The following is a 22,462-nucleotide window of genomic DNA, read 5'->3' on the forward strand; positions in this document are numbered from 1 at the left end:
GGTCACGGCAGAATCCACGGTGAGGCTTGGCGTACTCTCGCGTCCGGCCAACCTGATCTCAGCCCCGGGGAATGATGACCGAGCAGCCGAACGCGAAACCGCAGCAGCCTGGTGACCCGGCGGGGGATCGGCTGGCACCGCGCCCGCTGGCCCGGCCCGCCGTCGATCCGGCGCAGGCGGCCACGTTCGGGAGGCCGCATGGCGTCGATGGCGCCTTCGACAAGCTGTACCAGCCCAGCGCGAACGGACAGCCCGCGCCGGGCCTGAATCTGGCGCCGCCGACGCCGGAATCGCTCGCCGAAGCCTTCCGCCGCCCGCCGGGCGCCGAAGGTGTCGTGCTGGAGCGGCCGCACGGGACCAACGGCTCCGGGCCGTCCGCGAGCGGCGCGGAAGATCCGCTTTGGACCACGACGTCGGACCCGTGGCGTGATCCCGGTTCCGGCGCGGTGCTCGCCGGACCCGCCGTGCAGCAGGACACGGAAGAGGAGAAGCAGGCGAAGCGCCCGCAGGGTGCGCTGCTGAGCCTTCCGGAGGTTCTCTTCGGGCGGCGTGTGCAGACGAAGGCGCTGGCGATGCTCGCCGCGGTCGCGCTGGCCATCGGCGCGGTCGGCGGGCTGATCGGCTGGTGGTTCGCCGACACCGGCACCGAGCTGACCGGCCAGGCCAGCATCTCCGAGGCCGACGCGGCCAAGGAACGGCCGGCGGGTTCGATCGCGGACATCGCCCATCGGGTGGCGCCCGCCGTCGTCTCGCTCGAGGTGTTCAAACCCGGCGCCGACGCGGGCCAGCAGGGCTCCGGCGTCGTCATCGACAACCAGGGCTACGTGCTCACCAACGAGCACGTGATCTCCGCCGCGACGGCCGACGCGGCCACGAAGGTCACCGCCGTGTTCTTCGACGGCAAGCGCGTCGAGGCGAAGGTCGTCGGCGCGGACGCCAAAACCGACCTGGCCGTGGTCAAGGTCGACGTCAAGAACCTCACCGCGCTTCAGGTCGGGAAGTCGTCCGACCTGGCCGTCGGCGACTCGGTGATCGCCGTCGGTTCGCCGCTGGCCCTGCAGAACTCGGTCACCGCCGGCATCGTGAGCGCGCTCAACCGCCCGGTGACCGCGGGCGGCGACGGCGGCAGCGCGCCGGTGATCTACGAGGCCATCCAGACCGACGCCGCGATCAACCACGGCAACTCGGGTGGTGCGCTCGTCGACGCGACCGGCGCGCTGGTCGGGATCAACTCGGCGATCCGCTCGTCCAGCGCCGAAGGCGGCAGCATCGGCATCGGATTCGCCATCCCCAGCGACTACGCGGTGAAGATCGCGAAAACACTGATCAAGGACGGCAAGGTCGTCCACCCCGACATCGGCATCAACGCTTCGTCGACCGTCGCGGGCTCCAGCACCATGGGCGCACAGGTCCGCAACGTCGCCCCCGGGGGCCCCGCGGCCTCGGCGGGGATCAAAGAAGGCGACGTCATCACGGAAGTCGGCGGCAGGCTCGTGCGCGACTCGGCGGAACTGCTCGTCGCGGTCCGCGCCCGCGAAGTCGGCGAAGTGGTCCCTGTCCGGCTTGTCCGGGATGGGTCTTCACTTGTCGTCGACGTGAAACTGGCCTCGGACTAGCGAGTTCGGCCGGGTACCCTGAACGGGGAAGACGCCGAGGCGGAGGTTCACACGGGTGTTCGAGAGTGTCGGCTGGGGAGAGATCCTCATCATCGTCGTCGCGGGTCTTTTCATCCTCGGTCCGGAGCGGCTGCCCGAAGCGGCGTCCTGGGTGGCGAAGAGCGTCCGCAAGGTGCGCGACTTCGCGACCGGGGCCAAGACGCAGCTGCGCGAGGAGATGGGCCCGGAGTTCGATCAGCTGCGCAAGCCGCTGGAGGATCTGCGGGGCCTGCGGAACTTCGACCCGAAGCGGGTCGTCACCCAGCACCTGTTCGACGGTGACACGGATCCGCTGGGGCTCAACAACGTCAACGGCACCAACGGTTCCAATGGCGCTTCGAAGCCCAACGGCCACCCGGCGCCGGCTTCGCAGCCCGAGCCGCTGAAGCCCGGTGAGCGCCCTCCGGTCGACCCGGACGCCACCTGACCCAGGCCTTCAACCCAACGCATTTAGTCCTCTGGATGCGATCCTTGCGTGTGCAAGTACCGCATCCAGAGGACTAAATGCATAAGTCGGGGGCGGTCAGCGGCCCGCGGGGGTGACGTTCAGCATCATCCCGGCCAGCCCGCGCGCCCGGACGGTCAGCTTCTTCGCCGCCTCTTTGAGCACGAGCGACGCCGGCGCGTCCGGCTCGGCCAGCACGATCGGCGTGCCCGCGTCGCCGTTGGAGACCACGCGCGGGTCCATCGGGACCTGCCCGAGCAGCGGCACCGTCGAGCCGACCGACTTCGACAGCGAGTCGGCGACCGACTGCCCGCCGCCGGAGCCGAAGATCTCCATCTTCTGGCCGTCGGGCGTCTCCAGCCACGACATGTTCTCGATGACCCCGGCCACCCGCTGCCGCGTCTGCAGCGCGATCGCGCCCGCGCGCTCGGCCACCTCGGCGGCGGCCTGCTGCGGGGTGGTGACGACCAGGATCTCCGCGTTCGGGATGAGCTGCGCCACCGAGATCGCGATGTCGCCGGTACCCGGCGGCAGGTCCAGCAGCAGGATGTCCAGGTCGCCCCAGAACACGTCGGCGAGGAACTGCTGCAGTGCGCGGTGCAGCATCGGCCCGCGCCACACCACGGGGGTGTTGCCCGGGGTGAACATGCCGATCGAGATCACCTTCACGCCGTGTGCCTGCGGCGGCATGATCATGGTGTCGACCTTGGTCGGCTTCTCCCGCGCGCCGAGCATCCGCGGCACCGAGTGCCCGTAGATGTCCGCGTCCACCACGCCGACGGACAGCCCGCGTTCGGCCATCGCGGCCGCGAGGTTCACCGTCACCGAGGACTTGCCGACGCCGCCCTTGCCGGACGCGACGCAGTAGACGCGCGTCAGCGAACCCGGCTGCGCGAACGGGATCACCGGTTCGGCGGCGTCACCGCGCAGGGATTTCCGCAGCTCCGTGCGTTGCTCGTCGCTCATCACGTCGAGCTCGACCCGGACGTCGTTGACGCCGGGGAGCTTCTTGACGGCTTCGGTGGTGTCGTTGGTCAGCGTCGCCTTCAGCGGGCAGCCGGCGACCGTCAGGTAGATCCCGACGGTGACCACACCGTCCGAGCCGACCTCCACGTCCTTGACCATGCCGAGTTCGGTGATCGGTTTCTTGATCTCCGGGTCGTACACGGCCTTCAGCGCGGTGCGGACATCGTCGACGCTGGGGAGTTGCTGCGTACTGGTCACCCCACCATGTTACGTACCGGTAGGCGTGCGGTCGGGTTTGGCCTTGCGCGGCTTGGCGTCGAGATCCTCGCGGAGTCGGTCGAGCTCGCCCCGCAGGAAGTCCCGGGTGGCGACCTCGCCGAGCGCGATCCGCAGCGACGCGAGCTCCCGCGCGAGGTATTCGGTGTCGGCCTTCGTCTGCGCGGCGCGATTCCGGTCCTCGTCGAGGGAGACGCGGTCGCGGTCGTCCTGCCGGTTCTGCGCCAGCAGGATCAGCGGCGCGGCGTACGCGGCCTGCGTCGAAAACGCCAGGTTCAGCAGGATGAACGGGTACGGGTCCCACCGCAGCGAGACCGCGACCAGGTTCAGCACGATCCAGACGATGACGATCAGCGTCTGCCAGAACAGGTACTTGCCGGTGCCGAGGAACCGCGCGATCCGTTCGGTGAACCGGCCGAACGAGTCGGGGTCGATGTTCAGCCTGAACCGGCTCTGGCCGCGGGGCTGGTCGAGCCGCCGCCCGGACGTCAGTTCAGGCACGTTCGGCCTCCTCGGTGATCTCGCCGGTGATGTCGTGCAGCCCGGTCTCGCGCCAGTCCTCCGGGAGCAGGTGGTCGAGCACGTCGTCGACGGTGACCGCGCCGAGCAGGTGGTCCTCGGCGTCCACCACCGGCCCGCAGGTGAGGTTGTAGGCGGCGAAGTAGCGCGTGACCTCGGACAACGTGGCCTTCGGTCGCAGCGCGGGCAGCTGGGAGTCGATGGCGCTCGCCACCATCTCGGCGGGTGGTTCCCGCAGCAACCGCTGGAAGTGGACGACGCCGACGAAGCGCCCCGTCGGCGTCTCCGTGGGGGGACGGCAGACGAACACCATGCTCGCCAGCGCCACCGGGAGGTCGGCGTTGCGGATGTGCGCGAGCGCCTCGGCGATCGTGGCGTCCGGGGTCAGCACCACCGGCTCGGGGGTCATCAGACCGCCCGCGGTGTCGGAGGAGTACTCCAGCAGCCGCTTCACCGGCGCCGACTCCTCGGGTTCCATCAGCTCCAGGAAGCGGTTCTGCTCGGCGGGCGCCAGTTCGGCCAGCAGGTCGGCGGCGTCGTCGGGGTCCATCGCTTCGAGGATGTCGGCGGCTCGTTCCTCGGCCAGGTAGGACAGCAGTTCCTTTTGGTCGTCCTCGGGAAGCTCCTCGATGACGTCGGCGAGGTGCTCGTCGTCCATCGCGTCCGCGACCTCGTGCCGTCGTTTGAGCGGCAGATCGCGGACCGTGGCGGCGACGTCGGCCGGGCGCATCGTGTCGAACAGCATCAGCAGCTGCGCCGCGCCCTGGGTCTGGCCGGTCAGATCGGTGAGCCCGAGCCCGGACACCTCCGACCACGGCAGCACCTGCATCGCCGAACGCCGCCTGCCGAGGCCGAGCCTGCTCGACCGTTCGCGGATCGCGAGTTTCGCGAGCACCCAGTCCCGCGTCCGCGTCGGTTCCATGGCGGCGTCGACGACGGTGATCCTGGTGTCCGAGCCCGCGAGCGTGGCGTACGCGTCGAAGAGCTGCCCGACCACGAGCACCTCGTTGGGCCGCTGGTGGAAGCGCCGCATGTTCACCGATCCGGTGGCGAGCGTGACCGCGGTGGGCTCGATCGAGGTCACCCGCAACATCGGCACGAACACGCGGCGCCTCGTCGTCAGCTCGACCACGATGCCCAGGATCCGGGGCGGCTGCTGATCGAGGCGCAGGCCCGCCACCAGGTCCCGCACCTTGCCGATCGATTCGCCATCGGGCCCGAAAACCGGCAAACCGGCCAGCTGGGCTGCGAATACCCTGTTCACGGCTGCCATGCCCGAAGGTTATCCGCTCCCGGGGCCCACGACGATTCGTGTGATCACCGCGATGCCCAGGCCGCGATTCCGGGGACGGCGGCGTAGGCCGGGTCTTCGGCGATGGTCTCGGGCGAGGCGCCCTCGGCGAGGTCTTCGTACAGCCAGGTCCAGTTCTGCACCGCGCGCACGAGCGTCCACGCCCGCGCCCGCTCCGCGTCCACCCCGGCCGCCGCGCAGAACCACTTGAGTTTGTCGTCCATTGTGGACTCTTCCGCGCGGTTCCAGAGGATCGAGATCGCGCCGAACTCCAGATCGCCCGAAAGCGGCTTCGGGTCGATCACCAGCCACGGTTCGCGCGCTCCGGCGAGGACGTTCTCGAAGTGCAGATCCTCGTTCACCATCAGCTCACCGGCTTCCGGCCCGAGGTTCGCACAGATCTCCACCGCCGCGTCGACATACTTGCGGTCGAACGGTTCGCCCAGTTCGCTCCAGGTCTCCGGGAGTTCGGTGACCAGCTCCGCGGCCTCTTCCCGAAGAGATCGCTGCAGTGCTTCGGGAGCGGGGACGGCCAGCCGGCGCGCCAGCGCTCCGACCGTCTCGACGGCCTCCTGGATCGGCTCCGTTTCCAGCGACCGGGTGGCGTCGAGCCGCTCCAAGAGCAGCACGCCGTCCTCGGGCACGTTGTCGTACATCAGGACCGCGCCCTGACCGGCCCAAGTGGACAGTGCGAGCGGTTCGTCGTCGGACTCCTCGTGCGGCCAGCCGAGTTTGAGGATCGCGGGGGAGCCGTCCGCGCGGCGTACGGGCTGCGCGACGCCGACGAAACCGTGCATGGCCTCGCCGTCGTATTCGAGTTGCCACTTGGCGGTGTACTTCTCGGCGAGGAACGGGAGGGAATCGAGCCACTCGGCGGCTCCGGGGCCGAGGTCGGCGGCGCGGTCGAGGAACTTGGGCGGGATCTTGAAACCGGTCACGAACCCACCTTGGCAGGCCTGTCCACCGTGTTTCCCCCGTGACTCGCCGGGCGTACCGTGAACAGCGAGAACAACCCCGGGAGCAGCCATGGTGGTGGAGATTCTCAGTGCGGTCGCCGTCGCGGGCGGAGCTTGGCTCGCGGCCAGCCTTCGCGTGGTGAAACAGTACGAACGCGGTCTCGTGTTCCGGTTCGGGCGGGTGCGCCCGGCCATCCGGGAGCCGGGGCTCGCGCTGCTCGTGCCGATCGCGGACAGACTGCAGAAGGTCAACATGCAGATCGTCACGATGCCGATCCCCGCGCAGGACGGCATCACCCGCGACAACGTCACCGTGCGGGTGGACGCGGTCGTGTACTTCAAGGTGATCGACCCGGTGCTGGCCGCGGTCAACGTGCAGGACTACCGCTCGGCCGTCGGGCAGGTCGCGCAGACCTCGCTGCGGTCCATCATCGGCAAGAGCGATCTGGACGACCTGCTGTCCAACCGTGAGCGGCTGAACGAGGGCCTGGAACTGATGATCGACAGCCCGGCGCTGGACTGGGGCATCCACATCGACCGGGTCGAGATCAAGGACGTCGCGCTGCCGGAGTCGATGAAACGCTCGATGTCACGCCAGGCCGAAGCCGAACGCGAACGGCGGGCGCGGGTCATCTCGGCCGACGGCGAACTGCAGGCGTCGCACAAACTCTCGCAGGCGGCGGCGACCATGGCCGACACCCCGGCGGCGCTGCAGCTGCGGCTGCTGGAGACGGTCGTGCAGGTCTCGGCGGAGAAGAATTCGACGCTGGTCCTGCCGTTCCCGGTGGAGCTGCTGCGCTTCCTGGACGCGAACACGCCCAAGAAGGAGGCACCTCCGGAGGGCGCGCCGGCCAACGGTCAGGTGGCGCCGGCGCCCAGGGAGCCGGGCGACGTGGAGCACGAGGCCCAGCGCTAATCGAGCTCGCCGTTCACGCCGAGAATGATCAGCGTCCCGATGAACCCGACGTACAGCGCGATGACGATGTACGCGATGACCACCGCCGCGAGCGCGATGCCGCGTCCGCCCGCTTCGCCGCGGTTCGCCTTCGCCAGCCCGATGTGCCCCAGGATCAGCCCGACGATCACGGTCACGCACGAGCAGATCCCGACGAGCGAGCACACCAGCCCGGCGATCGCCATCCCGTTGTCCTGCGAACGCGGCGGTGCCGCCATCGCGTACGGGTTGTACGGCTGCGGCGGCGGATAAGCGGCAGGCAACGGCACGGGCGTGTACACCGGAGGAATCGAAGTGTCCGCAGCCGTGAAGGGCGGCGGGACGGGCTCGGCGGTCAGCGGATCGATGGTCTGCCCGTACGTCTCGACCGGAACCGGTGTCGGCTCCGGAGCCGGAGCCGGAGCGGACGCCGACGGCACCTCGAACGGAGCGGGCGGCTCGAACGGCGGAGGCGGCGTGAAGGGCGCGGGCGGCTGGAACTGCTGCGGTTCCGCCGGGCTCGAAACCGTTTCGGACGACGCGGAAGTCGGATCCGAGAAGGTGTTCGAGTCGGTGTAGGACGACGTCGACGGTGTGTCCTGCGAGTCGGAACTGCTCATCCTGCTGGCCCCCTGGTTCGTGCGGGACACCACCGTATCGTCCGGCGACGGGTCACGAGACGCCCGCGGCACCGATCGCGAGCACCACGAAGACGAACCACAGGATGACCGGGATCAGCCACAGCGCGGTGACGACGTACCCGATGATCATGCCCGCCTGCGCCATGCCCTGGCCGCCTGCTTCACCGCGTTTGGCCTTCGAGAGCGCGATGTGCCCGAAGATGATCCCCAGGATCGCCGGGAAGCACATGAGCAGCCCGATCAGCGAGCACACCAGCGACGCCACCGCCATGCCCTGGTCCGGAGGCCGCACATAGGCCGGCTGGACGTAGTACTGCTGCGGCGGTGGTTGGTACGGCTGGAGTCCGTAGGGCTGCTCGAACTGCCCGGACGGCTGATGCCCGTACGGGTCGTGCGGATTCGTCATGCTGGTCCCCTCGTAGACGAGGACCGTATCGCTACCGGAAAGCGCCGTGTTTCGCGGCGACGTTGAGCAGGACCGGGATCGCGATGGCGTACAGGACGATCATCAGGTAGCCGACGACGAACGCGGCGAGCGCCATGCCCTTGCCGCCGGCCTCGCCGCGCCGGGCTTTCGCGAAGGCGACGTGCCCCAGGACGATCCCCGGGATCACGGACACCAGCCCGATCAGCCCGAAGAGTGAAAAGATCAAGGCGGCCGTCGCGAGGCCGGAATCCTTGCTCCGCGCCGGAGGCTGGTTCGGGAAGGCGTACTGCTGTTGCGGCGGGAACCCGCCGAAAGGCTGCTGAGCCACGTTTCGTCCCCCTCGGACTGTGATCGGCTTGTCACTGTAGTGGCATGCTCACGGATGGCGTACGCGTGACTGCGCTCATAGCGAGCTCCCACGTCAGACGGCATACTCACCGGTAACCCAGCGCCGGGAGCCCGGTGCGCGCGAATTTAGGAGCAGCGATGGCTCGCCTCGCCCAGACCGCCGGCTTGACCGACGTGCAGTCCGAAATCCTGGCCACGGTCCGCCAGTTCGTGGACAAGGAGGTCATCCCGCGCGCGCAGGAGCTCGAGCACTCCGACACCTACCCCGCCGAAATCGTCGAGGGGATGAAGGAGATGGGCCTGTTCGGGCTCACCATCCCGGAGGAGTACGGCGGCCTCGGAGAATCGCTGCTGACCTACGCGCTCGTGGTCGAGGAGATCGCGCGCGGCTGGATGAGCGTCTCCGGCGTCATCAACACGCATTTCATCGTGGCGCACATGATCAAGCAACACGGGACACCCGAGCAGAAGCAGCACTTCCTCCCGCGGATGGCGACCGGCGAGGTCCGCGGCTCGTTCTCGATGTCCGAGCCGGACCTCGGCTCCGACGTCGCCGCGATCAAGACCCGCGCCCGCAAGACCGACGACGGTTACGTCATCGACGGTTCGAAGATGTGGCTGACCAACGGCGGCAGCTCCAACCTGATCGCGCTGCTCGTCAAGACCGACGAAGGCGCGGAGAAGGCCCACCAGAACCTCACCACGTTCCTGATCGAGAAGCCCGAGGGCTTCGGCGAGGTCGCGCCCGGGCTCACCATCCCCGGCAAGATCGACAAGATGGGCTACAAGGGCGTCGACACCACCGAAGCCGTGTTCGACGGCTACAAGGTCGGTGCCGACAAGGTCCTCGGCGAAGCGCCGGGCAAGGGCTTCGCATACATGATGGACGGTGTCGAGGTCGGCCGGGTCAACGTCGCCGCCCGCGCCTGCGGCATCGCGATCCGCGCGTTCGAACTCGCGGTGGAGTACGCCCAGCAGCGCAAGACCTTCGGCAAGGCGATCGCCGAGCACCAGGCGATCGCGTTCAAACTCGCCGAGATGGCCACCAAGGTCGAGGCCGCGCACCTGATGATGGTCAACGCCGCCCGGCTCAAGGACTCCGGCGCGCGCAACGACGTCGAGGCCGGCATGGCGAAGCTGATCGCGAGCGAGTACTGCGCCGAGGTCACCCAGGACTCCTTCCGCATCCACGGTGGCTACGGCTACTCCAAGGAGTACGAGATCGAGCGCCTCATGCGCGAGGCGCCGTTCCTGCTCATCGGCGAGGGCACCAGCGAGATCCAGAAGACCATCATCAGCCGCGGTCTGCTTCGCGAGTACAAGTCCCGCTCCTGAACGTTCGCGCCTTTCGCCCGTCCTTGAGAAGATGGACCAGGACGGGCGAGAGGTGATTACGTGAGTGCTCCCTTTGGCGGAGGCGGCCGGGCCGCGGGTGGGCTGCCCAGGCTGCCGACACCGCCTTCCGGCTGGCCGATCGGTTCCTACGCGACGTACGGCGAAGCCCAGCAAGCCGTCGGCTTCCTCGCGGAGAAGGAGTTCGGGGTCGCCGACGTGACCATCGTCGGTGTCGACCTGATGCTCGTCGAGCGCGTCGTCGGCAGGCTGAGCTGGGGCCGGGTGCTGGGCACCGGTGCGGTGTCCGGCGCGTGGTTCGGCCTGATCATCGGGCTGCTGCTGGGCATGTTCAACAACCAGGGATTCGCCTGGCAGCCCATGATCGGCGGGCTCGTGCTCGGCATCCTGGCGTGGACGGTCTTCGCCGCGATCAGTTACAGCATGTCCCGCCGCGACTTCTCCTCCGCGAGCCAGCTGGTCGCCGGCCGGTACGACGTGCTCTGCCAGCCGCGTTCGGCCGAACAGGGCCGTGAGCTCCTGGCCCAGCTGGCGTTGGGCGGCCGCCCCGCCGGATGACATTCGGCGGTACTCGTTCACCTGTTCGTCGTGCAGTCCGCTGAATCGTTACCGATACTGCTTGCGGGCGGTGATCGCCCGGAATAGGTTGCACAACACCAGTCGGGCGGTCATGTACTCCAGCGTGTCCGCCCGAGCACTAGCACGTCGGGGTGCTGGCGCGCGGGCTTCTTCAACGCGTCCTAGTGCCGCCGTTCCCCAGGCGTGCGCGGGTGAGGAGGCCTCATGGGGAAGAGGATGAGCGCGAGCCGGAGGGGCCGCTCACCAGGCCGCACCGGCTCGCTACTCGGCGCGACAGCGCTGACGGTCGGCCTGCTGGCGGGCTGCGGTTCGGATGCCGGACTGAAGATCAACGTCTACTACGCGCCCGAAGACAATTTCCAGTCCGTTGTGGACGATTGCACGAAGGCCTCGGGCGGGCGGTACGAGGTCGTCTACAACAAGCTCCCGCGACCGGCCGACGGCCAGCGGGAGCAGATGGTGCGCCGCCTGGCCGCCGGGGACGAGTCGCTCGACGTACTGGGGCTGGACGTCACCTGGGTCTCGGAGTTCGCCGAGGCGGGCTGGGTCGACGAATGGACGGGCGAGGCGAAGGCCGAGGCGACCGAGGGTGTCCTGCCGGGACCGCTCGAAACCGCCACGTGGAACGGAAAACTCTACGCGGCGACCAAGAACACCAACGTCCAGCTGCTCTGGTACGACGACCGGTTGACGCCGACACCGCCGAAGACCTGGGACGAGATGATCGACCAGGCGAAGGCGCTCAAGGTGCAGGGCAAACCGGCGAACGTCGTGTTCACCGGCGCGCAGTACGAGGGTCTCGTCGTCATCTACAACACGCTCGTCGAGTCCGCGGGCGGCAAGATCCTGTCCGACGACGGCAAGTCGGTCGTGATGGACGCCGGCGCGGTCAAGGCGCTGGAGATGCTCAAGAAGGTCACCACGTCCGGGATCACCGACCCGTCGCTGACCAACTCGAAGGAGGACGAGGTCCGCCAGTCCTTCCAGCGCGGCAACGCCGCCTTCGAATTGAACTGGCCGTTCGTCTACGCCTCCTACGCCAAGGAGAAGAAGGACGAGCTGAAGCACTTCAAGTGGACCACCTATCCGCGGCTCGAAGCGGGGAAGCCCGCCAAGACCACGATCGGTGGCTACAACCTGGCGGTCAGTTCGACCTCGAAGCACAAGGCCGAGGCCTACGAGGTCGCGCTGTGCCTGCGCAGCGCGAAGAACCAGAAGTTCTCCGCGCTCAAGGACGGTGTCCCGCCGACGATCGAATCGCTCTACACCGACACGCTGCCGCTCGACGCGACGGCGCCGCAGAGCGACGACAACCCGAGTATGGAAACGAAGTACCCGATGCGGGAGACGATCCTGGACGCGCTCAAGGACGCGGCGGTCCGTCCGCTGACCCCGGCGTACCAGAACGCTTCGACAGTGCTGTCGAAGGTGCTTTCCCCGCCTTCTGAAATCGATCCGCAGAAGACGGCGGAGAAGCTGAAGGAACAGCTCGCCGACGCGCTCCAGTCGAAGGGAGTGATCCCGTGACCGTGCAGGAGACCGCCGGTTCGGCGACCGCGAGCAAACCGGGCAAGAAGGCGAAACCGGTTCTCAGCGAAGGAAAGAAGGCCGAGCGCAGGCTCGGGCTGTGGTTGTGCGCCCCGGCGGCGATCGTGATGATCGCGGTCACCGGATACCCGATCATCTACTCGATCTGGCTCTCCCTGCAGCGCTACGACCTCAGGTTCCCTGCGCAGCAGGAGTTCGTCGGCCTCGACAACTACATTTCGGTGCTGTCCAACGGTTACTGGTGGACGGCGTTCGGGACGACGATGGGGTTGACCATCGTTTCGGTGGCGATCGAGTTCGTGCTGGGCATGGGCCTGGCGCTGATCATGCACCGGACGCTCGTCGGCCGGGGCCTCGTGCGGACGGTCGCCCTGATCCCGTACGGCATCGTGACCGTGGTCGCCGCGTTCTCCTGGTATTACGCCTGGACGCCGGACACGGGTTATCTGGCCAACCTGTTCTTCCCGGACAGCGCGCCGCTGACCGAATACTGGCCTTCGCTGGCGATCATCGTGCTGGCCGAGGTGTGGAAGACGACGCCGTTCATGGCGCTGCTGCTGATGGCGGGGCTGGCGCTGGTGCCGGACGACCTGCTGAAGGCCGCGTCGATGGACGGTGCGACGGCGTGGCAGCGGTTCACGAAGGTGATGCTGCCGGTGATGAAACCGGCGATCCTGGTGGCGCTGCTGTTCCGCACCCTGGACGCGTTCCGCATCTTCGACAACATCTTCGTGCTCACCAACGGGGCACAGGACACGTCGTCGGTGTCGATGCAGACCTACAACAACCTGGTCAAGGGGTTGAACCTCGGGATCGGGTCGACGATGGCGGTGCTGATCTTCATCACGGTGGCGATCATCGCGTTCATCTTTATCAAGGTGTTCGGCACGGCCGCACCCGGTAGTGACAATGGGGGTAAGCGCTGATGGCCATCGGTGGAGCGGTCACTCCCGGCCGCAAATTCAAATGGGGCCTGGTCGACCTCCTGGTTCTCGTGTTCGCGCTGTTCCCGGTGCTCTGGGTGGTCTCGCTTTCGTTCAAGACCAAGGAGACCCTGGACGACGGGAACTTCATCCCGTCGGAATGGACGTGGCAGAACTACGCCGACATCTTCGAGACCACGGAGTTCATCAGGGCACTGGTGAACTCGATCGGCATCGCGATCATCGCGACGGTGATCGCGGTCGTCCTCGGCACGATGGCGGCGTACGCGATCGCGCGGCTGGACTTCCCCGGCAAGCAGGTGCTGGTCGGGATGTCGTTGCTGATCGCGATGTTCCCGCAGGTCTCGCTGGTGACGCCGCTGTTCAACATCGAACGTGAGCTGGGGTTGTTCGACACCTGGCCGGGGCTGATCCTGCCCTACATCACGTTCGCGCTGCCGCTGTCGATCTACACGCTTTCCGCGTTCTTCCGGGAAATCCCGTGGGAGCTGGAAAAAGCGGCGAAGATGGACGGCGCGACCCCGGCGCAAGCGTTCCGGAAGGTGATCGCGCCGCTGGCGGCACCGGGCGTGTTCACCACCGCGATCCTGGTGTTCATCTTCTGCTGGAACGACTTCCTGTTCGCGATCTCGCTGACCTCGACCGAGGCCTCGCGCACGGTCCCGGCGGCGTTGTCGTTCTTCACCGGGTCCTCGCAGTTCGAAGACCCCACCGGGACGATCTCCGCGGCCGCCGTGGTGATCACCGTCCCGATCATCCTGTTCGTGTTGTTCTTCCAGCGTCGCATCGTGGCGGGGCTGACGTCCGGTGCGGTGAAGGGCTGACCCATGGCTGAAATCGTTCTCGAAAAAGTGTCCAAGAAGTACCCCGACGGCGCCCTCGCGGTGTCCGAAGTGGACATCACGATCGCCGACGGTGAGTTCATCATCCTGGTCGGCCCGTCCGGCTGCGGCAAGTCCACGACGCTGAACATGGTCGCCGGCCTGGAGGACATCTCGTCGGGCGAACTGCGCATCGACGGCCAGCGCGTCAACGAGAAGGCGCCCAAGGACCGCGACATCGCGATGGTGTTCCAGTCCTACGCGCTGTACCCGCATATGAGCGTGCGGGAGAACATGGCGTTCCCGTTGCGGCTGGCCAAGGTCGACGACCGGACGGTGCGGGCCAAGGTCGAGGAGGCGGCGCAGATCCTCGATCTGACCGGCCATCTCGACCGCAAACCGGCGAACCTGTCCGGTGGGCAGCGGCAGCGTGTCGCGATGGGGCGCGCGATCGTCCGCAACCCCAAGGCGTTCCTGATGGACGAGCCACTGTCCAACTTGGACGCGAAGCTCCGCGGTCAGATGCGGACCTCGGTGTCGAAGATCCAGAAGCAGCTGGGCACGACGACGCTCTACGTCACGCACGACCAGACCGAGGCGATGACCCTCGGCGACCGGGTCGTCGTGCTCCGGGCGGGTCACGTGCAGCAGATCGGGTCACCGCAGTTCCTCTACGACAACCCGGCGAACCTGTTCGTGGCCGGCTTCATCGGCAGCCCGTCGATGAACTTCGTGCCCGCGACGCTGGAGAACGGGACCGCCCGCAGCGCGCTGGGCGACATCCCGCTCACCGACCGGGTGCGGCAACTGGTGGAAGCCGCCGACGCGCCGCGTGAGGTCATCGTCGGCATCCGGCCGGAGCATTTCGAGGACGCCGCGCTGGTGGACGCCAACGCCCGTCAGGGTGCGACGTTCACCGCCCACGTCGACGTCCTCGAGTCGATGGGTTCGGAGAAGTTCGCGCACTTCTCGGTCGAAGGTGCGGCCGCGTCGTCGTCCGACCTCGCGGATCTCGCCGCCGACAGCGGATCCTCGGACGTTCCGGGCGCCGAGTCGCAGATCGTCGCCCGCCTCTCGGCTGCGTCTTCCGCGGCGGAGAACCAGAACGTGGAGCTGTGGTTCGACGCGGACAAGATCAAGTTGTTCGATGGAGCCAGCGGCAAGAACCTGACCTACACCGACTAGGTCTCCTGTAGCGCGTGAAGGCCCCCTTCCCTCGACTCAGCCGCGGGAAGGGGGCCTTCACGCGCAATGGGACAGAGGACTCCCCACCTTCGGCGGTTTACGTCACGCGAGGTGATCGGGAATCCTCCGGGTACCGAGAGAAGGGCGCTCGCCTTGCCGAAGAAGCTTTCACGCCGTCTCCTGCAGGGCCTGGTCGGCGCGGTCCTGATCACCACGCTCGCCCCGGCCGTCGCCTGGGCCGAACCCCCACCGGCGCTGCCGTCGAACGCGACCGAGGCCGACCGCACCTGGCAACCCGCGTTCGACTACGACACCGACGGCTGCTACCCGACGCCCGCGATCTCGCCCACCGGCGCGGTGGCGACCGGACTCAAGAACTCCGGCGCCCTCAACGGTCAGTGCCGGGACCGGTCCGACCTCGACAATACGAACTCCTACGCCCGATCGAAGTGCAACAACGGCTGGTGCGCCCACCTGTACGACCTGTACTTCGAAAAGGACCAAGCCGTCCCGCTCATCGACTGCTGCGGGCACCGGCACGACATCGAACACGTCGTCGTCTGGGTCAACGAGGGCCAAGCCCGGTACGTCTCGACGTCCGCGCACGGCAACTACTCGACTTACGACCGCTCGAAGGTCTCCTGGGAGGGGACACACCCGAAGATCGTCTATCACAAGGACGGCGCGAGCACCCACTGCTTCCGCATCGCGAGCGCGACCGAGCCGCCGGAGAACCACTACAACGCCTGGCAGTACCCGGCTCTCGTCAGCTGGGACGGATTCCCGCCCGGTGTCCGCGACACGCTCGTCCGCGCCGACTTCGGCAGCGCGAGCCTGGCGATCAAGGACGGCTCGTTCGAATACAACCTCGGCAAGGCCAAACCGGCGGGCATCCCCTTCGATCCCAACGCCTGAGGCCGGCTCAGTACTCGCTTTCGGGCAGGGCGAGCCACAGCACGAGATAGACGATGAACTGCGGACCGGGCAGCAGGCAGGACAGCACGGCGAGCAGGCGGACCTTGCCCGGTGTGGTGCCGAAACGTTTGGCGATCCCGGCGCAGACGCCGCCGATCATGCGGCCCTGGCGCGGTCGGGTCAAGCGGGCGGCTACGGGGTTCGTCACGGGTCTTCCCTCTCTGTCATCACTGTGTGTGAAACCCATTTTCGTCGCGCGGCGGTCGTTCCGCATCCCACCGCGGAACGAAACGCACCCCTAAGGGCGTGAAATCGAGGTAAAGCACCCACCTGGGAAAACGCGGCGAGCCCTGTGTTCTTCGCCCGTAGGGGGTGGTGTTCCCGGATCTTTTGACGATACTGCTCCGGTGCCCCCGAAGAGACTGAGCGCAGTACTCTGCGGCCTGTTCCTCGCCGCGGCCTGTGCCACACCCGAACCGGCGGCGCCTTCGCCGACCACGGCGGGCGACGAGGCCTTGACCGCTTCCGAGGCGCTCGGCGAATACTCGTCGCTCGATTACTGCAGCCTTGTCGACCAGCGGAAAGTGATCGGCGGCGGAAACGCGGTCAAACCTCCGCTGTCCTCTTTCGAGTTTTGCCGCCTCGAATTCGTCGAGGGCGCCAATCGCTACACCGTGACCACCGGCCCGATCACTTCCGGGCAGGATCCGAACAATCAGCCCTACGAATACGCCGGGCCGCTGCCGGAAGGCCTCAGCGTCCAGCGGTCGACGTTCAACGAGGACACCGTCTGCACGCGGCTGCTCACCTTCGCCGACGGGATCCGGCTGTCCATCGCCGTCACCTCCGACGCCAAGGCGCCCGCCGACCAGGCCGGCCGTTGCCGGACCGCGGACGCGACCGTCGGCAGCGCGGCCGGGGTGATCTCGGCGCGCAAGGTCGGACGGCTGAACCTGGACCAGCGCTCGTGGGGCCGCGTCGCCCCGTGCGCGTTGCTCGATCAGCACGAACTCGACGCCGCCGCCGGAGCGGAGACCAAACCGGCACCGGCGCTGTCCGGGCACAGCTGCATCCGCGGCAAGGTCAGCTTCTCGCTGTCCGTCGGCGCGGACACCACGCCGGGCGCGACCGAGGCGCTGGGCGGACGGCAGGTCCAGGTCACCACTTCCGGCGCGTTCTGCCAGGTGACCACGCACCGGCCGATCCCGGGCACCCCGGACCGGGTCGAGCAGGCGGCGCTTTCCGTGGTCGGGGTCGACGGCGCGGCGGAGGACGTCACCTGCGGGGCGGCACGGGAGGTCGCTGCCGCCGTGTTCCCGAAGCTCCCCTGACGCGTTTCGTCCTCTGAATGCGGTCCTTGCACGCGCAAGGACCGCATTCAGAGGACGAAATGCGGGGTCAGGAGCGCAGCTTCGGCAGCCGGAAGGAACACATCACTTCGTCCAGTGCCTCGAAGTCCAGCGGCGGATGCGGCAGCGGGGTCGCGCGGCCGGGTTCGGCGCGCAGGCCGTCCAGCAGCATCGCGAGGCACCGTCGCCACAGGTCCGGCTGGATACCGTGCGTGAACTCGATGACGGAGCCGATCATCTGGTGCAGGAGCGGCATGTCCGTCGGCACGAAATCGGCGCGGAGCACTCCGGCCGTCTGAGCCCGTTCGACGAGCTGTGTGATCAACGGCACCATGCGTGATTTCGCCTCGGCGACGCGCTCCTGGCCGAAGACGTTCGACAGCATGACTTCCCGTAACCCGCGGTCACCGGCGTGCAGTTCGGCCGCGCGCCAGGTGAAGTCCGCGAAGCCCTCCCACGGGTCTTCGGCGCGAAGCGCTTCTTCGGCGAACTCGCGGATCGTCTCGAACTGGTCGACGAACATCGCCTCGACCAGGTGTTCCTTGCTGGGAAAGCGGCGATAGACGGTGCCGACGCCGACGCCGGCGTGATGCGCGACGTCGTCGAGTGTTGCTTCGAGCCCGCGCTCGCCGAAGACATCGCGTGCCGCCGCGATGATGCGTTGCCGATTGAGTTCAGCGTCGCGCCGCAGCGGCCGCGCCGGTGCGGCGGGAGCGAGGTCCCGAGCCATTCGTCCAGCTTAACAAACGAAGTAGAGGACACTTCTCCACTTCTTGTGTACCTTGGGCGCGGAAAGGGGAGATACCTACTCCGCATAGCTTCTTCGTCACTATCGGTGAGGAAACCGCCCGTATGTCTGACTCATCCACCGCTGTCGCCACGCCGCCGGGGGACGCGGCCGCGCAGCACACCAACCCGCACCACGCCAGGAGATGGCTGATCCTGGTGATGATCGGGCTCGCCCAGCTGATGGTGGTGCTCGACGCCACCGTCGTGAACATCGCGCTCCCGTCGGCGCAGCAGGACCTCGAATTCTCGAACGACGCCCGCCAATGGGTCGTCACCGCCTACGCGCTCGCGTTCGGCAGCCTGCTCCTGCTGGGCGGGCGGCTCGCGGACCTCTTCGGCCGCAAACGCGCGTTCCTCGTCGGGCTCGCCGGTTTCGCCATCGTCTCCGCGATCGGCGGCGCCGCGAGCAGCATCGAAATGCTGCTCGTCGCCCGCGCGGCACAGGGTGTCTTCGGCGCGCTTCTCGCTCCTGCGGCCCTTTCGCTGCTGACCACGACGTTCACCGATCCGAAGGAGCGCGGCAAGGCGTTCGGTGTCTTCGGCGCCATCGGTGGTGGCGGCGCGGCGATCGGCCTGCTGCTCGGCGGCGTGCTGACCGAGTACCTCGACTGGCGCTGGTCGATGTACGTCAACATCATCTTCGCGGTGATCGCGTTCGCCGGTTCGTTCGTGCTGCTGAAGAACTCCGAGACCGAGGGCCCGCGCCCGAAGCTCGACATCCCCGGCACGATCACCGCGTCGGCCGGTCTCTTCGCGCTCGTCTACGGCTTCGCGAACGCCGAGCGCGACTCGTGGTCCTCGATCTCGGTGTGGGGTTTCCTCGCCGCCGGTGTTGTGCTGCTCGCCGCTTTCGTGGTGATCCAGCAGCGGGTCTCGCATCCGCTGCTGCCGCTGCGGGTGCTGCTCGACCGCGACCGCGGCGGCTCGTATCTCGCGATGTTCCTGCTCGCCATCGGGATGTTCTCGATCTTCCTGTTCCTCACCTTCTACATCCAGCTGAACCTCGGGTTCACGCCGGTGCAGAGCGGTGTCGCGTTCCTGCCGATGGTGGCCACCCTGATGGCCAGCGCGACGTCGGCGACGGCCGTGCTGCTGCCGAAGTTCGGCGCGAAACCGTTGGTGTCACTGGGAATGCTGATCGCGGGGGCCGGGCTGTTCTGGCTCTCGGCCATCGACGTCACGAGCACGTACACCGGCGGGGTGCTGTTCCCGCTGATGGTCATGGGCGTCGGCATCGGCCTCGCGATGGCGCCCGCGATGAGCGTCGCGACCTTCGGCGTCGACACGCACGACGCCGGTGTCGCGTCGGCGGCGGTCAACACCGCGCAGCAGGTCGGCGGCTCGATCGGGACCGCGCTGCTGAGCACGCTGGCCGGTAACGCGGCGACGTCGTTCACGGCCGGGAAGGTGCCTTCGGCGCAGCTGGCGGCCGAAGCGGCGGTGCACAGCTACACGACCGCTTTCGTGTGGGGCGGGTGGATCTTCGTCATCGGTGCGGTGATCTGCGGGTTGCTGCTGCGGTCGGGTGCTCCGGCGAAGGCTCCCGAAGGCGCTTCGGAGGCTACGCCGGTCGCCGTGCACATGTAGGTCCCTCAAATGCTAGGAAAGGACCGTTCCTTGCAAAATTTGCAAGGAACGGTCCTTTCCTAGCACGGGGAGGGGGCGTCAGCGGGACTGTGACCGCACCGCCTCGAAGACCTCGTCGTCCCACCGGTGCGTCCGGATCAGCCGGTACCGTTCACACGCCACCCACAGATACGCCTCGGCGTCCGTCCGCGCGCCGATCAGGTCCGCCTGCCGCAGCATCGCCACCACCGGCACGAACTCCTCGTCGAACCACCGCTGCGCCAGCGTCGCCCGATCCGAGTACGCCCCTTCGTCCTGCATCAGCCGGAAACCCCACGCCTCCACGTGCTCGCCGAGCCGCGCGTAGTCCCACGGATCGGTGAACACCACCGAAGCCCGCGCGTGCCCCGAAAGCGGGACGCGCTCCAGGAACAGCCGCCGGTAGTCCTTGACGATCAGGTCGCCGCGGTACCGGATCCCGCTCGGGTCCAGTTTGGTCCGCACCTCGGTGACCATCGCCTCTATTGTGGACAGTCGCATCGCGTGCGCCACCGAGACGCGATGGTGCCCGTCGATGATGAAATGCAGTTCGCCCACGCGGTACACCTCGATCGGCGGGATCGATTCGCCGCGCCGGGTGGCGAGTGCCAGCCGTTCCCAGCGTTCGCGCACCCGCCCGGACGTGGGACGGAAACGGCGGTCGAAATCGCGGCCGCGGTCGACGCTGCCGACGATCGAGTCGAGCCGGATCACCCGCGCCCCGATCTTCCGCTCGCCGAGGTAGCCGAGCGCGTCGACCACCTCGTGGAACGGCAGCATGATGTTGACGTCGTCGGGTTCGCGGCGCAGCCAGTTCGCCAGGCGTGACAACACCTGACGTCGTCGCGCGCGCAGGAAGTCGTGTTCCGCGTCCGCACGGGGAAAACCGGTGTCCTTCATACGAACTCCATGATCCGGTGCCCGACCACGTTGCGTACCGTGGTCCCGCCGACCACCCGGTCCGGCACGGGTTCACCGTGCGGGTGGATATGCCCGTGCAGCAACCATTTCGGCCGCAGCAACTCGATCGTGCGATGGAGACAGTCGAACCCGCGGTGCGGCGGATCCTCGCGGTCGCCGCAGTGCCGCGGCGGGGCGTGCGTGAGCAGGACGTCGACGTCCCGCCCGTCCCGCCAGCGGCGGAGCCGGGCCCGGCGCACCAGCCGCCGGGCACGCCGCGCCTGCTGGCGTTGCGTCCACTGGTTCGGGCCGTCGTTGTAGCGGACCGAACCGCCGAGCCCGGCGAACCGGAGCCCGCCGACGTCGACGATCCGGCCGTCCGCGTTCACCCCGCCCGCCGGCCCGGGCCACACCGCGGGGAAACCGTCCTTCATGGACAGTCCGCCGTAGCGGGTGTAGCCGGACAGGTCGGGGTCGTGGTTCCCGGGGACGAACACGCACGGCACGTCGAGCGCGCCCGCCAGGAACTCGAGGTAGTCGTACGGCAGGTCGCCGGCGCCGATCACGAGGTCGGCCGGGTGGTTGCGGACGGCGGACGTCCACAGTCGCTCTTCGACCTCGTCCGCGACCACCAGCGCTTTCATGCGCTCCAGGGTAAGCCCGGCGGCGCTACTTCGTGCCGTGTGCGAACGCGGGGTCCTTGGCGATGATCGCGATCACGATGCCGAGCCAGACGAGGCAGAAGGCCAGCGCCCAGAACTTGAGGTTGGTCAGGATCCTTGGCATGAGGAAACTCCAGAACTACCGAAAGGGGAAGAAAGGTCAGAGCCAGCGGTTCTTCCTGAATATTCGGTAGAGCAGGATGCAGACGCCGAAGATGACCGTCATCGCCACCGGGTAGCCGAAGCGCCAATGCAGCTCGGGCATGTAGTCGAAGTTCATCCCGTAGATGCCGGCGAGCGCCGTCGGGACCGCGATGATCGCCGCCCACGCGGTGATCTTGCGCATGTCGGTGTTCTGCTGGAGCGTGATCTTCGCCAGCGTCGCGTCCACCAGGGTGGTCAGCAGTTCGTCGAAGTTCGAGACCCGCTCCGAAACGGTCGTCAAATGGTCGGAGACGTCGCGGAAGTACGAGCGGACCTCGTCCGGGATCAGCCGCGTGTAGCCCTCGGCGAGCCGCTGCAGCGGGGTGCCGAGCGGCATGACCGCTCGGCGCAGTTCGAGCACCTCGCGCTTCATGAAGTAGATCTGCTCGGCGCTCACCTTGGAGCGCGGCGCGAAGACGTGCGTCTCCATCTCGTCGATGTCCGACTCGATCGCCGTGGTGACGTCGAGGTAGTGGTCGACGACGTGGTCCGCGATCGCGTGCAGCACCGCGGACGGCCCGAGGTCGAGCCGCTCCGGATCCTGGTCGAGTTCGCGGCGCAGCCTCGCGAGCCCCGAGTGGTTCCCGTGCCGCACGGTGATCACGAAGTCGCGGCCGAGGAAGGCCATCAGTTCGCCGGTCTCGACGATCTCGTTCGCCGTCGCGGGCGACTCGTGCTCGACGTACCGGACGGTCTTCAGCACCATGAACAGCGTGTCGTCGTAGCGCTCCAGCTTGGGCCGCTGGTGTGCTTCGAGCGCGTCCTCGACGGCCAGCTCGTGCAGGCCGAAGGTGTCCGCGATGCCCTGGATCTGGACGGCGTCGGGCTCGTGCAGGCCGATCCAGACGAACCCGGCGTGCCGCTTGCGCACCTCTTTGATGGCCTCGGCGTGCGTCCAGCGGCCGGGCAGGCGCTTGCCCTCCACGTACACCGCGCAATCGACGACGTACGCCGAAAGGGGGACGGGCAGCGGGCGTTCGGGGACGCTCTTGGCGCGGCCGTTGCTCCGGCCGCGAAGGCCGCCGAGCGAGGGAATGGCAGGCATGGGATCTCCTGGGCAGACGTCGTGCGTTGAAGCGCGAAGACGACGGGCCAAGCGGTCGGGGGGCCGCTCGGCTAGGCCAGCGTTCCCGGTTTCGTCAGCCCTGCC

Annotated in this window: 24 protein-coding genes; 12 read left to right on the top strand and 12 right to left on the bottom strand. The window is 67.8% G+C overall.

Annotated features, from left to right (window positions below; all coding sequences use genetic code 11):
* The first annotated feature begins 74 nt into the window (after positions 1 to 74).
* A complete protein-coding gene (locus tag AB8M46_RS16960; RefSeq protein WP_037332148.1) occupies positions 75 to 1,616 on the top strand; it encodes a trypsin-like peptidase domain-containing protein in 1,542 nt (513 codons plus the stop codon).
* A 55-nt stretch (positions 1,617 to 1,671) separates the two neighbouring features.
* Positions 1,672 to 2,082, top strand: coding sequence for a Sec-independent protein translocase protein TatB (tatB, locus tag AB8M46_RS16965; RefSeq protein ID WP_037332145.1), 411 nt, complete (start codon positions 1,672 to 1,674; stop codon positions 2,080 to 2,082).
* Positions 2,083 to 2,178: 96 nt separating this feature from the next.
* Here the strand turns inward: tatB and AB8M46_RS16970 are convergent, their stop codons facing one another.
* Genes AB8M46_RS16970 through AB8M46_RS16985 form a run of 4 tightly spaced genes read right to left on the bottom strand, consistent with a single transcriptional unit; the run spans position 2,179 to position 6,090 of the window.
* Complete coding sequence (locus tag AB8M46_RS16970; protein WP_037332142.1) at positions 2,179 to 3,324, bottom strand: Mrp/NBP35 family ATP-binding protein; 1,146 nt, start codon at positions 3,322 to 3,324, stop codon at positions 2,179 to 2,181.
* Positions 3,325 to 3,333: 9 nt separating this feature from the next.
* On the bottom strand, positions 3,334 to 3,843 hold the full coding sequence (locus AB8M46_RS16975; RefSeq protein ID WP_037332140.1) for a DUF1003 domain-containing protein: 510 nt from the start codon (positions 3,841 to 3,843) through the stop codon (positions 3,334 to 3,336).
* Entirely contained in the window at positions 3,836 to 5,134 is a 1,299-nt protein-coding gene (locus AB8M46_RS16980) for a magnesium transporter MgtE N-terminal domain-containing protein (protein WP_037332139.1), read from the bottom strand. Before AB8M46_RS16980 ends, AB8M46_RS16975 begins: the two co-directional genes overlap by 8 nt.
* Positions 5,135 to 5,178: 44 nt before the next feature.
* Positions 5,179 to 6,090, bottom strand: a complete 912-nt coding sequence (locus tag AB8M46_RS16985; protein ID WP_394360687.1) for an aminoglycoside phosphotransferase family protein — start codon at positions 6,088 to 6,090, stop codon at positions 5,179 to 5,181.
* 88 nt (positions 6,091 to 6,178) lie between these two features.
* Here AB8M46_RS16985 and AB8M46_RS16990 point away from each other — a divergent pair, with 88 nt between their 5' ends.
* Positions 6,179 to 7,024, top strand: a complete 846-nt coding sequence (locus AB8M46_RS16990) for a slipin family protein (RefSeq protein WP_378428651.1) — start codon at positions 6,179 to 6,181, stop codon at positions 7,022 to 7,024.
* Here the strand turns inward: AB8M46_RS16990 and AB8M46_RS16995 are convergent.
* From AB8M46_RS16995 to AB8M46_RS17005, 3 genes are read right to left on the bottom strand one after another with little or no spacing between them, the layout of a single operon-like run.
* Complete coding sequence (locus AB8M46_RS16995) at positions 7,021 to 7,662, bottom strand: DUF4190 domain-containing protein (protein ID WP_394360688.1); 642 nt, start codon at positions 7,660 to 7,662, stop codon at positions 7,021 to 7,023. The genes AB8M46_RS16990 and AB8M46_RS16995 overlap by 4 nt on opposite strands.
* A gap of 52 nt (positions 7,663 to 7,714) precedes the next feature.
* On the bottom strand, positions 7,715 to 8,089 hold the full coding sequence (locus AB8M46_RS17000) for a DUF4190 domain-containing protein (RefSeq protein ID WP_037332132.1): 375 nt from the start codon (positions 8,087 to 8,089) through the stop codon (positions 7,715 to 7,717).
* Between the two features lie 31 nt (positions 8,090 to 8,120).
* Entirely contained in the window at positions 8,121 to 8,438 is a 318-nt protein-coding gene (locus tag AB8M46_RS17005) for a DUF4190 domain-containing protein (protein ID WP_125732560.1), read from the bottom strand.
* Between the two features lie 158 nt (positions 8,439 to 8,596).
* On the opposite strand from AB8M46_RS17005, the gene AB8M46_RS17010 reads away from it, so the two are divergent.
* From AB8M46_RS17010 to AB8M46_RS17040, 7 genes are all read left to right on the top strand, one after another.
* Positions 8,597 to 9,793, top strand: a complete 1,197-nt coding sequence (locus AB8M46_RS17010; RefSeq protein WP_037332128.1) for an acyl-CoA dehydrogenase family protein — start codon at positions 8,597 to 8,599, stop codon at positions 9,791 to 9,793.
* A 60-nt stretch (positions 9,794 to 9,853) separates the two neighbouring features.
* Positions 9,854 to 10,369, top strand: coding sequence for a general stress protein (locus tag AB8M46_RS17015; RefSeq protein WP_037332126.1), 516 nt, complete (start codon positions 9,854 to 9,856; stop codon positions 10,367 to 10,369).
* Positions 10,370 to 10,594: 225 nt separating this feature from the next.
* Positions 10,595 to 11,917 (top strand): ABC transporter substrate-binding protein, encoded by a 1,323-nt coding sequence (locus tag AB8M46_RS17020; RefSeq protein ID WP_037332125.1) that lies wholly within the window; start codon positions 10,595 to 10,597, stop codon positions 11,915 to 11,917.
* Complete coding sequence (locus tag AB8M46_RS17025) at positions 11,914 to 12,864, top strand: carbohydrate ABC transporter permease (RefSeq protein WP_037332124.1); 951 nt, start codon at positions 11,914 to 11,916, stop codon at positions 12,862 to 12,864. Before AB8M46_RS17020 ends, AB8M46_RS17025 begins: the two co-directional genes overlap by 4 nt.
* Complete coding sequence (locus AB8M46_RS17030) at positions 12,864 to 13,706, top strand: carbohydrate ABC transporter permease (RefSeq protein ID WP_038519055.1); 843 nt, start codon at positions 12,864 to 12,866, stop codon at positions 13,704 to 13,706. The genes AB8M46_RS17025 and AB8M46_RS17030 overlap by 1 nt, the downstream gene beginning before the upstream one ends.
* Before the next feature lie 3 nt (positions 13,707 to 13,709).
* Positions 13,710 to 14,888 (top strand): ABC transporter ATP-binding protein, encoded by a 1,179-nt coding sequence (locus AB8M46_RS17035; protein ID WP_125732566.1) that lies wholly within the window; start codon positions 13,710 to 13,712, stop codon positions 14,886 to 14,888.
* A gap of 153 nt (positions 14,889 to 15,041) precedes the next feature.
* Entirely contained in the window at positions 15,042 to 15,803 is a 762-nt protein-coding gene (locus AB8M46_RS17040) for an NPP1 family protein (protein WP_394360689.1), read from the top strand.
* 7 nt (positions 15,804 to 15,810) lie between these two features.
* On the opposite strand, the gene AB8M46_RS17045 is transcribed toward AB8M46_RS17040, so the two are convergent.
* Complete coding sequence (locus tag AB8M46_RS17045) at positions 15,811 to 16,011, bottom strand: PspC domain-containing protein (protein WP_063774594.1); 201 nt, start codon at positions 16,009 to 16,011, stop codon at positions 15,811 to 15,813.
* 199 nt (positions 16,012 to 16,210) lie between these two features.
* Between AB8M46_RS17045 and AB8M46_RS17050 the strand changes: the two genes are divergently transcribed.
* Complete coding sequence (locus AB8M46_RS17050) at positions 16,211 to 17,134, top strand: hypothetical protein (RefSeq protein ID WP_394360690.1); 924 nt, start codon at positions 16,211 to 16,213, stop codon at positions 17,132 to 17,134.
* 67 nt (positions 17,135 to 17,201) lie between these two features.
* On the opposite strand, the gene AB8M46_RS17055 is transcribed toward AB8M46_RS17050, so the two are convergent.
* Entirely contained in the window at positions 17,202 to 17,882 is a 681-nt protein-coding gene (locus AB8M46_RS17055; protein WP_125732572.1) for a TetR/AcrR family transcriptional regulator, read from the bottom strand.
* Positions 17,883 to 18,004: 122 nt separating this feature from the next.
* Between AB8M46_RS17055 and AB8M46_RS17060 the strand changes: the two genes are divergently transcribed.
* Entirely contained in the window at positions 18,005 to 19,528 is a 1,524-nt protein-coding gene (locus tag AB8M46_RS17060; protein WP_394360691.1) for an MFS transporter, read from the top strand.
* Positions 19,529 to 19,606: 78 nt separating this feature from the next.
* Here the strand turns inward: AB8M46_RS17060 and AB8M46_RS17065 are convergent, their stop codons facing one another.
* The 3 genes from AB8M46_RS17065 to corA all read right to left on the bottom strand — a co-directional run bounded on the left by AB8M46_RS17065 (position 19,607) and on the right by corA (position 22,357).
* The gene (locus AB8M46_RS17065) at positions 19,607 to 20,446 is read right to left on the bottom strand and encodes a ParB N-terminal domain-containing protein (RefSeq protein ID WP_037332111.1); all 840 of its coding nucleotides are present in this window, start codon (positions 20,444 to 20,446) and stop codon (positions 19,607 to 19,609) included.
* On the bottom strand, positions 20,443 to 21,090 hold the full coding sequence (locus tag AB8M46_RS17070) for a metallophosphoesterase (protein ID WP_394360692.1): 648 nt from the start codon (positions 21,088 to 21,090) through the stop codon (positions 20,443 to 20,445). Before AB8M46_RS17070 ends, AB8M46_RS17065 begins: the two co-directional genes overlap by 4 nt.
* Before the next feature lie 178 nt (positions 21,091 to 21,268).
* Positions 21,269 to 22,357 carry a magnesium/cobalt transporter CorA gene (gene corA / locus AB8M46_RS17075; protein WP_037332108.1) on the bottom strand — a complete coding sequence of 363 codons (1,089 nt, stop codon included), beginning with the start codon at positions 22,355 to 22,357 and terminating at the stop codon, positions 21,269 to 21,271.
* Positions 22,358 to 22,462 lie beyond the last annotated feature (105 nt).

Source organism: Amycolatopsis sp. SB7-3 (assembly GCF_041021335.1).
Classification (GTDB): domain Bacteria; phylum Actinomycetota; class Actinomycetes; order Mycobacteriales; family Pseudonocardiaceae; genus Amycolatopsis; species Amycolatopsis japonica.

Coding starts and splice junctions, on each gene's coding strand:
- AB8M46_RS16960 (WP_037332148.1), top strand. CDS start 75: ATGACCGAGCAGCCGAACGCGAAACCGCAGCAGCCTGGTGACCCGGCG.
- AB8M46_RS16980 (WP_037332139.1), bottom strand. CDS start 5,134: ATGGCAGCCGTGAACAGGGTATTCGCAGCCCAGCTGGCCGGTTTGCCG.
- AB8M46_RS16990 (WP_378428651.1), top strand. CDS start 6,179: ATGGTGGTGGAGATTCTCAGTGCGGTCGCCGTCGCGGGCGGAGCTTGG.
- AB8M46_RS16995 (WP_394360688.1), bottom strand. CDS start 7,662: ATGAGCAGTTCCGACTCGCAGGACACACCGTCGACGTCGTCCTACACC.
- AB8M46_RS17000 (WP_037332132.1), bottom strand. CDS start 8,089: ATGACGAATCCGCACGACCCGTACGGGCATCAGCCGTCCGGGCAGTTC.
- AB8M46_RS17010 (WP_037332128.1), top strand. CDS start 8,597: ATGGCTCGCCTCGCCCAGACCGCCGGCTTGACCGACGTGCAGTCCGAA.
- AB8M46_RS17020 (WP_037332125.1), top strand. CDS start 10,595: ATGGGGAAGAGGATGAGCGCGAGCCGGAGGGGCCGCTCACCAGGCCGC.
- AB8M46_RS17030 (WP_038519055.1), top strand. CDS start 12,864: ATGGCCATCGGTGGAGCGGTCACTCCCGGCCGCAAATTCAAATGGGGC.
- AB8M46_RS17035 (WP_125732566.1), top strand. CDS start 13,710: ATGGCTGAAATCGTTCTCGAAAAAGTGTCCAAGAAGTACCCCGACGGC.
- AB8M46_RS17055 (WP_125732572.1), bottom strand. CDS start 17,882: ATGGCTCGGGACCTCGCTCCCGCCGCACCGGCGCGGCCGCTGCGGCGC.
- AB8M46_RS17060 (WP_394360691.1), top strand. CDS start 18,005: ATGTCTGACTCATCCACCGCTGTCGCCACGCCGCCGGGGGACGCGGCC.
- AB8M46_RS17065 (WP_037332111.1), bottom strand. CDS start 20,446: ATGAAGGACACCGGTTTTCCCCGTGCGGACGCGGAACACGACTTCCTG.
- AB8M46_RS17070 (WP_394360692.1), bottom strand. CDS start 21,090: ATGAAAGCGCTGGTGGTCGCGGACGAGGTCGAAGAGCGACTGTGGACG.
- corA (WP_037332108.1), bottom strand. CDS start 22,357: ATGCCTGCCATTCCCTCGCTCGGCGGCCTTCGCGGCCGGAGCAACGGC.